Source organism: Pseudomonadales bacterium (assembly GCA_024234435.1).
GTDB lineage: Bacteria > Pseudomonadota > Gammaproteobacteria > Pseudomonadales > Porticoccaceae > JACKOF01.
On sequence record JACKOF010000001.1, the window covers coordinates 330,801 to 343,403 of the forward strand.

The following is a 12,603-nucleotide window of genomic DNA, read 5'->3' on the forward strand; positions in this document are numbered from 1 at the left end:
ACATTTTTACCCTTTACCCAAACAGCTCCTTCAGTGCCGACAGGGACGCCTGTCCTTTAGCTTGCGCAACCTCCGGGTTCGGGGTGCCAAAACCTTCGAGGATGATGTCCTGTTGTGGTAGCTCATCAATAAACCGACTGGGGGTGGTTTCAATAATTTCTCCGAACAGCTTGCGCTTGCCTGCCATTGTCATTGTCAGTGAACGCTGGGCGCGGGTGATGCCCACATAGGCCAGGCGTCGCTCTTCTTCCAGTGTGTTTTGTTCTATGCTGTTGCGGTGTGGTAGTAGGTCTTCTTCCATGCCGATCAGGAACACGTGGGGGAATTCGAGTCCTTTCGCAGCGTGCAGCGTCATAAGCTGAACCTTGTCATCGGCAGACTCTTCCTCCTGACGATCCAGCAGGTCTCTGAGAATCAGCTTGGCTATCGCGTCCTCAATTGGTGTTTCACGGTTGGCTGAAGTGCCATCTTCCTCGATTCTTTCCAGGGTGTTTTTCAGCTGTGCAATCAGGAAGTTGATATTTTCCATGCGCTTTTCTGCCACTGCATCACTGCTGGCGTTCTGATGTAGCCAGCCGAGATAATCCATGTCCTCAATCATTTCCCTTATAGCTTCAATCGGGTCGCCGTCGACACAGTTGCGTTCCACATTTGTCAGCCAGTTTTTGAAACGCAGTAAGCGTTCGTGATTCTGGGCGGGTAGCTGGGTTTTCAGTCCGTATTCGTCGATAGCACTCATCAGCGGAATACCTCTTTCCTTGGCGTATTCCCCCAGTTTTTCAAGAGTGGATGTGCCGATCTGGCGCCGTGGTGTGTTGATGATACGCAACAGGGCGTTGTCGTCGTCGGGGTTCACCAGCAGCCGCAGGTAGGCCATGATGTCTTTGATCTCGGTACGCGCATAAAATGAAGTACCGCCGCTGAGGTGGTAGGGAACATTTTGTCCCTGCAACTTGATTTCCAACAGTTTGGCCTGGTGATTGCCTCGATAAAGCACCGCAAAATCGCAGAAGCCGCAGCCCAGCCGCAGGCGCATATCGAGAATTTCATTCACCACCCGTTCTGTTTCGGCCTCTTCGTTGGCTGTACGGATTACCCGCAGGGGGTCGCCAGGGCCCAGCTCGCTCCACAGGGATTTATCAAATACGTGAGGGTTGTTGGCAATCAGCTGGTTGGCTGAGTGCAGTATCCGGGCAGTAGAGCGATAGTTCTGTTCCAACTTGATGACATTCAGGTTGGGATAATCGCGCTGTAACTGTTCCAGGTTTTCCGGGCGGGCACCGCGCCAGGCATAGATTGACTGATCGTCGTCACCCACCACGGTGAGCGAGCCTCTGATGCCGGTAAGCAGTTTGACCAGTTCGTACTGGGCGAGGTTGGTATCCTGATATTCGTCCACCAGCAGATAGCGAATACGCTGTTGCCATTTTCTCAGAATGTCGGGGTTGTCTCTGAACAGTTGTACAGGTATTAAAATAAGGTCATCAAAATCGACAGCATTGTAAGCCCGCAACGCTCGGGCATAGTGCTGGTAGACAACGGCCATTGCCTGCTCTCCGCCGCTTTCAGCATGAGACAGGGCGGTTTCTGGGGACCAGAGTTCATTCTTCCAGTGGGAGATCTGTTGCTGCACGCGATCCAGATGGTCGGTATCAAGGTCGGAACCGCGAACCATTAATTCCTTTAACAGTGCTTTGGCATCTTCCCCGTCAAAAATCGAGAACCCGGGTTTAAAGCCCAGCAGCCGGATTTCCCGGCGAATAATGTTGAGCCCCAGGTTGTGGAATGTGGAGACAGTCAGACCTTTTGCGCCTTTCCCTGTCAGCAATTTACTGGTTCGCGCTTTCATTTCGCGGGCGGCTTTATTGGTAAAGGTAACCGCGGCAATATGCCGTGGCTCGATGCCACATTGCTCTACCAGGTAAGCTATCTTGCGAGTGATAACACTGGTTTTGCCACTACCAGCGCCAGCCAGTACCAGCAGGGGGCCATCGATGTACTTCACGGCAGCTTTCTGTTGGGGGTTGAGTTGAGTCAAGAAGATTTCTGCCGGGTGATGAGTGATATTGAAAAACAGGCCGGGGATTCTAGCAGGCTGTTATTGATGAGTCAGGTTGCTGGCTGGAAAAATGTTGGGAAAAAATGCCGGGCCCGTCTCTCATCAGGCCCGGAGCTGTTCAAATCGTTAGAGGCTGGCGTTCACTATTTTGATCCAGGCATCGGTATTGAGAAAACCGTCAGTCCACGCGTTCCACTTTTCCGACAGGCCCTTTGCCTGCATTTCTTCAAGGCTCGCGCCGCTTGCTTTCATCTGGCGTACTTCAGCGGTTGTGCCCAGTAACATATCGTGGAAGGCAACTAAGTCCTGTTTGCTACCGATTGGGCCGTGGCCAGGGATGACCACTGTTTTGTCGTTCAACAGAGGCAGAATCTGCGCAATGGAGTTTGCGACAGACAGGACATTGCCCGCATTGTCCACATCGACAAAAGGGAAAAACCCGTTGAAGAACAGATCCCCCATATGCACAACGTTGGCATGTTTGAAAAAGACAACGGAGTCACCGTCGGTGTGGCCAACGCCGTAATGTCGCAACTGAATATGTTCACCATTGAGATACAGGTTCATGGTGCTCAAATAGCTCAGATTCGGCAATGCCTGTTCGGGTTGTGGCTCTGTGATCATATTGAAAAAAGGCACTTTCTGAGAGCTGGACAGCCGTTTGCGAACATTTTCGTGAGCCACAATATGTGCGTGTTCGCCGAACACAAGATTGCCCCCGGTGTGGTCGCCATGCCAGTGGGTGTTGATAATAAAAGATAGTGAAGCTGCTCCGCCAAACTGTTGCAGTGCCTTTTCGAGGGGCGGTGCCATTTCTTTATAGTCGTTGTCGATCATGACAATGCCATCATCACCTGTGAGTACGGCAATATTGCCACCTTTTCCTTGCAGGAAATGGATATTCTGGTTGATGGTGGTGACTTTGAAATGAGGCGTCTCGGGATGGTGGTCATCGGCATAGGTGCTGACAGTTGCGCTAAGGCACAGGAGCAGAGCAAACAATTGATTGGGGAGCTTCGTCATCTGATGATTCCTTGGTGAGATTGATACGTCCATTAATGGGTGGATATGTGATGGGTGAATATGGTCAGGTTGCGTTACTATAACGGAACTTTCAAGGACCGTGTTCTGATAATACCCCACAAATAGCTGTATGAGGTCAGGGCCGGGAAAGTGGCACTTACTGCAATGGCATCCATCAACATGTCTTGTCGCGAAAGTCCTTTGTAAAGGCTCATGTATGAACCTGTCATGGCGGAAAGAGATCGACCAAGGTGCATGTAACTGCCCTGAATAGTGATGCCTTGCCGGGTAATGGCAGTTGTCAGGTTCATAGCTTGTTCAATACGCTTTTTCCAGCCTTCCTCTCCCTCCTGTATCAGGTTGAACAGAAATGCCGGGCCTGGCGGCCTGATGTTGGCATCGGCAAAGGATTTTTCTACAACGTTCTCTATATCGCGGTGTTTCTCTGCGGCAAATTCCTGGTTGGCAGCCATAGCGATGATCTGCTTTGTAACACCTTTAGCATCACCCAAAAAAACGGCCAAGAGATATCTCACAGCTGGTAGCCACAGTTCGGACAGATCGACGGAGTTACCCCAGTCGATGAAATACAGATTAGCCTGTTTGTTCACCAGTATATTGCCCTGGTGCAAATCGCCGTGAAACTCCTGATGAATCAGACTGTGGGTCAGCAGGGCTCTCAGGTAGGCCCTGGCGACCTTGCGTCGGGTGCGCCGGGATTCTTTTCCGGATAATTGAGCAAAAGCCTTGTTCAAGCCGGTTGAGTTGTCGATAAGTTCCATTTCGATAATACGGTGCTGTGCACTGTAGACTTTCGGCACGCTCCAGCCGCTGGAAAATTTCGCCCGTTCAGCAAATTTGGATTGATTCAGGGCTTCCTGTTCAAAGTCCAGCTCTTCATTAAAGCCTTCAACGAAGATGTCGGTCTGATCCAGCCAGGATTTGAGAAACGGCGCCAGCTTGCCATGAGGTGCCCAATACTGACTGGTTAAAATAGCCACCTTGATGACGGTTTTGCCAATCAGAAACTCACGCTCCAGGTTGTGTCGTCCTACTTTAACAACCACCGGGGTCAGCAATTTATGCCTGGATGCCGGATTGAGTACGCGATGAGCCACGTAAACGGAAGCAATGGAACCGGATTTTAATGGTTTGCTGGCATCAAAATTGAAGTACCGCTTATGAGAGGGTTCGCCGAAGCACTCTCTTATCGCGCTTTCCACTTCCTCTGCCGACATAGGGTCGACATCTTCCTGAAATACCGCCAGTGCTGCTGAGATTTCATCCGGTAGAAGGTCAGAGTTTGCGGCGGCAACCTGAGCCATTTTAATAAAGAATGGGCCGAATTCTCGGACCATATCAGCAATAACAACAGCTTGTTGCTGGTAATCTTCAGGGTCAACATCAAGGAACTTGCGGATGTGCCGCAATGCGCGGATTTGTCGTCTGAAGATTATCAGATCCTGTCGGACTTCCCGGACATTACTGAGCACCTGGCCGAGTTGATCGGTTCTTGAGCTGCGAATATCTTTCAGCTGGTTAATGATTTTCACCAGCAGTGGTTCATAGGCTTCAACGATAATTCTGGCGATATCGATACCGATTTCGCCAATGCCGTTGAGCTCCGGCTCGTCGGCCAGCTCATTAAAGAACTGCCAGAACTCGTCGACAATGGCATCTGGTACCAGACCATTGCTGGCTTTCGATACCCGGTTTATTACCGAGCGAATAAGTTGTTCGGTTGACTGTTCATTCGGGAGCACATTCCATTCACGCATTTGGCTCGTGAAGTCTCTTACTGTGCTCATCGCCGGGTGTGTCGTCAGTGTGTCAAACAGTTCTGACAACACATCGTGAAGCTCTGCTTCTGTAATGTGTTCACGATGGTTTAACAGGACAGAAATTTTTGCTGCCGATACATAGATGCCGCTAAAACCCGAGGAAAACTCACGAGAAGCTTGGATGGTTTTTTTGGTCCGGTTAAGCAATGAGACCACAATACCTTTTTGGTCAAAGGGTTGTGGTGATACTTCGTCGGGTGATGGCGATGTCAAAATTCAATACTCCTGCGCTAACGCAATGGCTTGAGCATCTGTTTATTGATTATATTTACTTGTGGGCCAGCCTGGTTCCCGAATCGGGCAGAAGGCAAACGGTCTGTTTTGCCACGATCAAGAATAAACAGCCTTCCATAATCAGGCAAGCGATAATTTGCGGCTTAATTTAATGGTTCCCACCGATAGTTGTGCATAGCGAGCTGGCTTTTCAGCAACTCAAAAGCGCTGAGAACATCAGGCATAACGCCTTTAACGCCGACTTCATTGCGGGGCTGATCCATATCCATTCCCGGCAGGCAGAATACTTTGACCGTTGCATGTTTTTCGATAATTTTATCCATTACCGGAATAAGCAGATGCTCGTAAACACCCCTTACCAGCAGTGAGTACTCCCGGTATCTGCTGCTGTGCAAGTGCGGATAACGGTGATCCAGCACCCATTCCATCATGGTTCGTGCCATATCGGGAAAGCCGGGCATAAAGTGGTGATTATTGACACTGAAACCGGGAACACCGTTTACCGAATTGGGGATTAATTCTGCGTTTTGGGGAAAATCTACCAACTGGTATTGCCCCTCGGTTAAAGTGATATTGCGCTCTTTGGCCAGCACCTCCAACAGCTTAACGCCATCGGCATGCCGGGTTAATGGTACGCCAGCTGCCCGGGCAGCGGCTTCACGAGTCAGATCATCAGGTGTAATGCCGATGCCGCCAGTGCAGAATACCAGATCGTTGCTCGCAAAAGACTGCTGCAGGGTTTCGTCGAGAAGCTGTTTGTCATCGCCAATAATTTTCATCCAGTCGAGGGTCATGCCTCGTTCGGCGAGTAATGTCGACAGATTTGGCAAATGTTTATCTACCCGCCGTCCAGAGAGAATTTCATCTCCGATGATAATAAGTCCGGTGTGCATAGTGATACCAGCAGTTGATGACCGGTAACATTAACACGATTTATCCGGTGGTTTAACATTCGATAGGCAGCGACCACAGGTTGATAGGCTGGTCTGTTCAGTAATGGATTTGATAACAGGGCTTGTAGTTATTATCGGGTCGTTTCATGCGGTGCATTTCTTCGAAGGAATGCAGCAATTCGGCCAGTGGCTGCATAATGTTTTTTTCCCCTTGTAGCTGAAATGGACCGCCTTTTTCCACCAGGCGAAGCCCCTCTTCTTTGACGTTGCCGGCAACGATACCGGAAAGCGCGTTGCGAATATTCGCCGCCAGCATGTGCGGTTGCTGTTTGTTGTGTAGTTGCAGGTTGGCCATGTTTTCGTGAGTTGGCCTGAATGGTGCCTGAAATTCGGGGCTGATGGTCAGGCCCCAGTTGAAATAAAAGGCGTCATTTCTTTCCTCGCGGTAGGATCGGACGCTGCTGACGCCCTGTTGAATTTCTCTACCGACAGACTGAGGATCATTGACAATAATCCTGTAGTACTTTCTCACTTCATCTCCCAGTGTTGCGGCGATAAAAGCATCGATTTTGTCGAAGTATTCACAAGAACCCTCCGGGCCAGTGAAAATAAGAGGAAAGGGCATATTGCGATTGTTGGGGTGCAGGAGTATGCCCAGGGTATAAAAAATCTCCTCTGCGGTTCCCACGCCACCCGGAAAAACGATGACACCGTGACTCACCCGCACAAAAGCTTCCAGGCGCTTTTCAATGTCCGGTAAGATCACCAGATCACTGACAATAGGATTGGGCGACTCGGCAGCGATAATTCCCGGCTCGGATAAACCTAGATAACGGCTGCCGGGTAACCGCTGCTTGGCATGGCCCACCGCTGCACCCTTCATTGGACCTTTCATGGCACCAGGGCCACAGCCCGTACAGATATCAAGGCCCCTCAGACCCAGCTCGTAACCTACCAGTTTGGAATAATCGTACTCTTCGCGTGAGATCGAATGTCCGCCCCAGCAAACTACCAGCTTTGGTTCGGTGCCAGAGTGCAGAGTATTGGCGTTGCGCAAAATATGGAAAACAGCATCGGTAATGCCTTCAGATGATGCCAGATTGAATTTAGGGTTATTCGCAATCTCATTGTTGACGTAAAGAATATCCCTGAGCACGGCATAAAGATGCTCACCTATACCCTTAATGATCTCACCGTCGACAAAGGCGTTTGACGGTGCGTTCTTTAGATATAGGCTGACCCCCTTTTCTTCCTGAAGAATGGATATATCAAACGATTTATATCGCTCCAGAAGCTCACGCCCGTCATCCAGCTGACTGCCACAGTTCAGTACCGCCAATGAGCAGTTGCGGAATATCTGATACAGCCCTCCGCGGCTGGTATCAAGCAAATGACTGACTTCTACCCTGGATAGCACATCCAGGTGGTTACTGGGGTGAACAATCGCATTGGTGGTCTGGTATTCCATAGCTGAGTATTCCCAAGTTTATGGTTCTGCGCAATGTCGAGCAGGGATCATAAAACGAGCTGTTTTAAGGGCTTCTTTGCGTTGTTTTGCCACTGAGGTTACCAGCTTTCATCATGACATGAAAAATTTCGTTTTGCTCCATTACCCCATTAATTAATGCAGAACCCGGGCCGGTGGCATAAATGGCGACATCTTCTCCACCATGGGTTTCAGCGGCCAGGGGCACTATGGATTCGGAGTGAAACCCTTCCCCGGAAGTATCTACCTCCGAAAGATCGCTGCGTCCCTGCATGTTGATAGGCAGTTGATAAATGGCATCGGCCGTATTGTGATCAGGCAATTCACGAAAACCCCGGCCATTGACATAATTCAGCGTGGTGTACGGCATGCCGTCTGCAGCCCGGGCTTCGGACTTTTCAGGATTGCCGACATTATCGTTGCCGACAACCTTGCCGAGAATCGGGTTGCCGCGAGTGGGGTAGCCAGCAATATTAAAAACATGGCTGTGGTCAGCAGTCACAATAATCAGGGTTTCAGTGGGATCGGTAAGCTCATAGGCCACTTTTACTGCTTTTGCCAGTTCGATAGTATCCAGCAATGCCCGTTTGGGGTTGGTGGCGTGGTGTGCATGATCGATACGGCCACCTTCAACATGGAGAAAGAAGCCACGACGATTTTTCTTCAGCACATGAATGGCTTTTTCAGTCATTTCACTGAGAGAGGGTTCCCCACCAGTATCTGTAGCTCGGTCGAGCTCATATTCCATATGTGACATCTCGAACAAACCCAGTAAATGATCAGTTTTGGCAGGATTAATGGCATCAAACTGGATCTGGTTCCAGACATAGGCAGCATTACGGTAATTCTGCAGCCATTCGCGGGTCAGATCGCGGTTATCAAGCCGTTCTCCTTTGCCACCATCTTCCGGATCAGCACCCTTGGCGCCGGTGATAAAGCTGCGACGACCACCGCCCAGAGCAACCTCAATACCGTCAACCCAGGGAAAGCTGTTCTTGAAGCGCTGTGGAAATTCTACCAGCTGGCGGGCGATATCCACACAGTTACCAGGGTTTGATAGCTTTGTAGCATCGTGATCATCTTCAAAATCGCGGTCCATTATATGAGCGTAAGTGGCGGCAGGCGTGGCGTGGGTAATACGCGCTGTAGAAATAACACCGGTAGACATGCCTGCAATTTCAGCCAGTTCCAGCGCGGTTACCGTCTCATTGCCTTTTTGCGAGTCACAATCACCGCGAACAGTTTTCTGGTTGACACCGATAAGTCCGGCTTTTGTTTTTATACCTGACATCATCGCCGTCATGGTGCCTGCGGAATCGGGTGTTTGCTGATTGGTGTTGTAGGTTTTTGAAAGCGCGAGATGCGGAAATGTCTCGAAGAACAGTTCGTTCTCTTCGCCGGTCATACCCCGCATCTGCCCGTCCAGAATACGGGCGGCAGTCACGGTGGAAATACCCATGCCATCACCCACAAAAAGGATAATATTTCTGGCTTGTTGCTGAACGTTACCTTGAGCGGCAAGCGCAATATCGGTATTACGTGTGACAGCGTTTTTACCCGCCTCATACCAATATTCGGCCGTTTCAGGTTGTGATGCCTGCACGGTAACTGAGAGGGCCAGGTGAAGTATAAAAAAGTGTCGTATCTTCATTTTAATGTACTGGTTTCGATGTCAGATTGATTATGAACGGGTTGTTGGTGGGAACAAGCCCGATTTGGAAAGCCATCGTTCAGCGATTCTCCCGATAATATCGATCCTTGTCAGAAAAAATAACAGGCGAAAAGACGGGCTAATTAAATACGGTAACTCAAGGCTTCTGCAATATGGGCTGTTGTCAGTTTTTCGCTGCCCTCCAAATCAGCAATCGTTCGCGCCACTTTTAATATTCGATGAAACCCTCGGGCCGACAATCCCAGTTTGTCAATTGCTTGCTGCATCAGGTTTTTCTGTTTCTGATCGAGTTGGCAGAACTGTTTAATTTCGTTCGCAGACAGGAGGGCATTAATTTTTCCACAGCGTTCGCGCTGAACTTCTCTGGCTTGAATGACTCGTTGCCGGATGACACTGTTGTCTTCGCCATCGGTCTTGCTTTCCAGTAACTGTTTGCCCGGAATGGCCGGTACCTGTACTTGCAAATCAATGCGGTCAAGCAACGGGCCAGAAATTTTCTCTTTATAACGAGCAACTTGATCCGGGGTACAACGGCAGCGGTTACTGCCGAAATATCCACAAGGGCACGGATTCATTGCCGCAACCAATTGAAATTTTGCCGGGTACAGTGTTTGGGCCTGAATACGGGAAATCATGATCTCGCCGGATTCAAGCGGTTCCCGTAATACCTCCAGAACTTTACGGGGGAATTCTGGCAGCTCATCCAGGAATAGCACACCACAATGAGCCAGAGATATTTCCCCCGGTTTTGGATTGCTGCCGCCACCCACCATGGCAACGGCTGATGCAGTATGGTGCGGTGAACGAAAAGGCGGTTGGTAAAGGTTGTCTTTCAAGCCCTGGCCGGAAACGGAATAAATAGCAGCAACCTGTTCCAGTTCCTCATCAGTCAGCTGTGGAAGAATGCCGGGAAGGCGGCTGGCCAACATGGTTTTTCCTGTTCCAGGAGGCCCGGTAAACAGCAGGTTATGGCCTCCGGCAGCAGCAATTTCCAGTGCGCGTTTGGCCTGATGCTGGCCGATAATTTCGTTGAAGTTATTAGGCGTTAGTGAGCCATTGTCGGGAGAGGTAAACACGGCTGCTGGTAAGCGCTGATTGCCATTCAGGTGTGCACAAACTTCCAGTAAATGGTGAGCGCCATAGACAGTGGTCGAGCCAGCAAGTGCTGCTTCATTGGCATTCTCGATGGGTACAATCAATGAATGTTGCTGCTTACCACAGGCAATGGCGGTAGGGAATACGCCGTCTACAGACCGCAGTTCTCCGGACAGAGCCAATTCGCCGATACATTCGTAGAGCGCCAATGCGTCAGCCGGTATTTGCTCCGATGCTGCGAGTATACCCAGCGCAATAGGCAGGTCGAAGCGGCCACCTTCTTTTGGCAGATCCGCTGGCGCCAGATTAACGGTGATACGGCGAGCGGGGAATTCAAAATGGGAATTCAGCAATGCGCTACGCACCCGGTCTTTGCTTTCTTTAACGGCTGTTTCAGGCAGCCCGACAATCGACAGGCTGGGCAATCCATTAGAAAGATGTACTTCCACTGTGACGGGGGGGGATGCGATGCCAAATCTGGCTCGGCTGTGTACGATGGCAAGTGTCATGGACCCTCCCTGGTCTCAATGATTGATGCGGTTACCTGATTCACCCTCTGATTGGTGGCAGGGTGGTCAAGAGGTACTGGCGCTACGCATGTAGCGCTTGCGATATAGTGTTGGCTCCGGATTGAAACTTATTGGTCGGTATCCAGACGGGCTTCCAGCTCGGCTAATTGTTGTTCCAGTTGTTCAAGACGCTCGCGTGTACGGGTAAGAACGGCTCTTTGTGCATTAAATTCATCTCGAGACACCAGATCAAGTTTATCGAAGGCGACCTGTGCGGCGGCACGCATTTTATGTTGCAGTTCATTGTTAAGGGTTTCAGCCCCCGGGCCTAGTACATTGCTAAATTGCTGGAAGAACTGGTTGAACATCTGGTCTGGTCGCATGAAGGCTTGATTCCTGAAGATCTGTATTTCACAAGGATCTAATTCTAGCAAATCTTTTACTGTATAAGACCACCCAAGTAAGCGCTATTTCAGTGCAAAAACAAGATGCAGCACTATATTGGTGCAACTGTTTTTGCCCCTTTTTGGTGAATATGCCCGAAAAACGGATTGTTAAAGGGCTTTACGAAGTTGGCATGGCATATGCAAAGATCCTTGCGAGACTAATTTTAGTCGCCGATAAATTAACAAGTGGTTTGACATTTAGAGGAGAAAACCATGAAAACAATGAAGAAAGCTCTGGCAATGACGGCTCTGGCCGCTGCAATGATTCCTGCTGCTAACGCCGTAGAAGTAAGTGGTAATGTCACTTTAGCCACTGACTATAAGTTCCGTGGTTATTCGCAAACTGATACCAGCCCGGCAGTTCAAGGTGGGTTTGATGTCGGTTTTGACAGTGGATTCTACGTCGGTATGTGGGGATCCAATGTTGATTTCGCAAAAAGCCTTGAGCTTGATTACTACGCTGGCTATGCGGGTGAAATTAACGATTCAGTCAGTTATGACGTGGGTTACATTTATTACGATTACCCCGGAACGCCGGATGAGGATGATTACGAAGAGTTTTACGCCAGTATTTCCGTATCTGACTTTACTTTCGGTTTAGCGTATTCCGATGATTATTATTTTGAAACAGGTGAATTCTACTACGTTTATGCTGATTACTCGTTTGATCTGGGTGGTGGTTATGGGTTGGGTCTGCATTATGGCTTCAACAGCTTTGACCGCGACTCCAATAATGCTGATCCGGGTGACAACGTATTTCTTGCCGATGGCGATGACTATGCAGATTACTCGATTTCTCTTACCAAAGAGTGGGTTGGTCTTGAGTTTGGCCTGAGCTATGTCGATACCGATATTGATTCAAAAGAATCAGGTGTAGCAGATTCAGTGACTGACGGCAGCTTTATCTTCTCTATATCAAAAAGCTTGTAAGTTCCGGATGGTGTGTGGCCATTTTCCGGCCACACACCACTCCCCTAAAAGGAGACTCTTTATGAAAATGATTACTGCAATAGTGAAGCCGTTCAAACTGGATGACGTTCGTGAAGCTTTGGCTGCGATTGGTGTTCAGGGCGTAACAGTTTCAGAAGTAAAAGGCTTTGGTCGCCAGAAAGGCCACACAGAGCTTTACCGGGGTGCGGAATATGTTGTTGATTTCCTGCCGAAAATCAAGCTGGATTTGGCGCTGCCCGACGATCAGGTCGATGCTGCTGTTGAGGCGATAGTGAACTCGGCCAATACCGGCAAAATTGGTGATGGGAAAATCTTTATTTCTCCATTGGAACAAGTGATCCGTATTCGAACCGGTGAGACCGGTGACGAAGCCGTTTGATCCATCAAATTCTGA

10 protein-coding genes are annotated in these 12,603 nt (G+C 49.6%); 2 read left to right on the plus strand and 8 right to left on the minus strand.

The features are described 5' to 3' along the window. Positions 1 to 13: 13 nt before the first annotated feature. The 8 genes from rep to H7A02_01635 form a co-directional block, all read right to left on the minus strand. On the minus strand, positions 14 to 2,038 hold the full coding sequence (gene rep, locus H7A02_01600; GenBank protein ID MCP5170949.1) for a DNA helicase Rep: 2,025 nt from the start codon (positions 2,036 to 2,038) through the stop codon (positions 14 to 16). Positions 2,039 to 2,185: 147 nt separating this feature from the next. Continuing rightward, positions 2,186 to 3,082 (minus strand): MBL fold metallo-hydrolase, encoded by an 897-nt coding sequence (locus H7A02_01605; GenBank protein MCP5170950.1) that lies wholly within the window; start codon positions 3,080 to 3,082, stop codon positions 2,186 to 2,188. 77 nt (positions 3,083 to 3,159) lie between these two features. After that, positions 3,160 to 5,136, minus strand: coding sequence for an AarF/ABC1/UbiB kinase family protein (locus tag H7A02_01610; protein MCP5170951.1), 1,977 nt, complete (start codon positions 5,134 to 5,136; stop codon positions 3,160 to 3,162). A 164-nt stretch (positions 5,137 to 5,300) separates the two neighbouring features. Then, positions 5,301 to 6,050 carry a competence/damage-inducible protein A gene (locus H7A02_01615; protein MCP5170952.1) on the minus strand — a complete coding sequence of 250 codons (750 nt, stop codon included), beginning with the start codon at positions 6,048 to 6,050 and terminating at the stop codon, positions 5,301 to 5,303. Positions 6,051 to 6,147: 97 nt separating this feature from the next. Then, positions 6,148 to 7,518 carry an LOG family protein gene (locus H7A02_01620; GenBank protein MCP5170953.1) on the minus strand — a complete coding sequence of 457 codons (1,371 nt, stop codon included), beginning with the start codon at positions 7,516 to 7,518 and terminating at the stop codon, positions 6,148 to 6,150. Between the two features lie 64 nt (positions 7,519 to 7,582). After that, entirely contained in the window at positions 7,583 to 9,187 is a 1,605-nt protein-coding gene (locus H7A02_01625) for an alkaline phosphatase (protein ID MCP5170954.1), read from the minus strand. Positions 9,188 to 9,330: 143 nt separating this feature from the next. Then, on the minus strand, positions 9,331 to 10,812 hold the full coding sequence (locus H7A02_01630; protein ID MCP5170955.1) for a YifB family Mg chelatase-like AAA ATPase: 1,482 nt from the start codon (positions 10,810 to 10,812) through the stop codon (positions 9,331 to 9,333). Positions 10,813 to 10,940: 128 nt separating this feature from the next. Beyond that, complete coding sequence (locus H7A02_01635) at positions 10,941 to 11,195, minus strand: accessory factor UbiK family protein (protein MCP5170956.1); 255 nt, start codon at positions 11,193 to 11,195, stop codon at positions 10,941 to 10,943. Between the two features lie 297 nt (positions 11,196 to 11,492). Between H7A02_01635 and H7A02_01640 the strand changes: the two genes are divergently transcribed. Both H7A02_01640 and H7A02_01645 read left to right on the plus strand, forming a co-directional pair. After that, complete coding sequence (locus tag H7A02_01640) at positions 11,493 to 12,188, plus strand: hypothetical protein (GenBank protein ID MCP5170957.1); 696 nt, start codon at positions 11,493 to 11,495, stop codon at positions 12,186 to 12,188. Positions 12,189 to 12,249: 61 nt separating this feature from the next. After that, complete coding sequence (locus H7A02_01645; GenBank protein ID MCP5170958.1) at positions 12,250 to 12,588, plus strand: P-II family nitrogen regulator; 339 nt, start codon at positions 12,250 to 12,252, stop codon at positions 12,586 to 12,588. Positions 12,589 to 12,603 lie beyond the last annotated feature (15 nt).

What these genes read in the sequence shown, in the direction of transcription:
- H7A02_01615 (MCP5170952.1), bottom strand. Translation starts at nt 6,050, where the DNA reads ATGCACACCGGACTTATTATCATCGGAGATGAAATTCTCTCTGGACGG.
- H7A02_01645 (MCP5170958.1), top strand. Translation starts at nt 12,250, where the DNA reads ATGAAAATGATTACTGCAATAGTGAAGCCGTTCAAACTGGATGACGTT.
- H7A02_01620 (MCP5170953.1), bottom strand. Translation starts at nt 7,518, where the DNA reads ATGGAATACCAGACCACCAATGCGATTGTTCACCCCAGTAACCACCTG.
- H7A02_01625 (MCP5170954.1), bottom strand. Translation starts at nt 9,187, where the DNA reads ATGAAGATACGACACTTTTTTATACTTCACCTGGCCCTCTCAGTTACC.
- H7A02_01605 (MCP5170950.1), bottom strand. Translation starts at nt 3,082, where the DNA reads ATGACGAAGCTCCCCAATCAATTGTTTGCTCTGCTCCTGTGCCTTAGC.
- H7A02_01630 (MCP5170955.1), bottom strand. Translation starts at nt 10,812, where the DNA reads ATGACACTTGCCATCGTACACAGCCGAGCCAGATTTGGCATCGCATCC.
- H7A02_01635 (MCP5170956.1), bottom strand. Translation starts at nt 11,195, where the DNA reads ATGCGACCAGACCAGATGTTCAACCAGTTCTTCCAGCAATTTAGCAAT.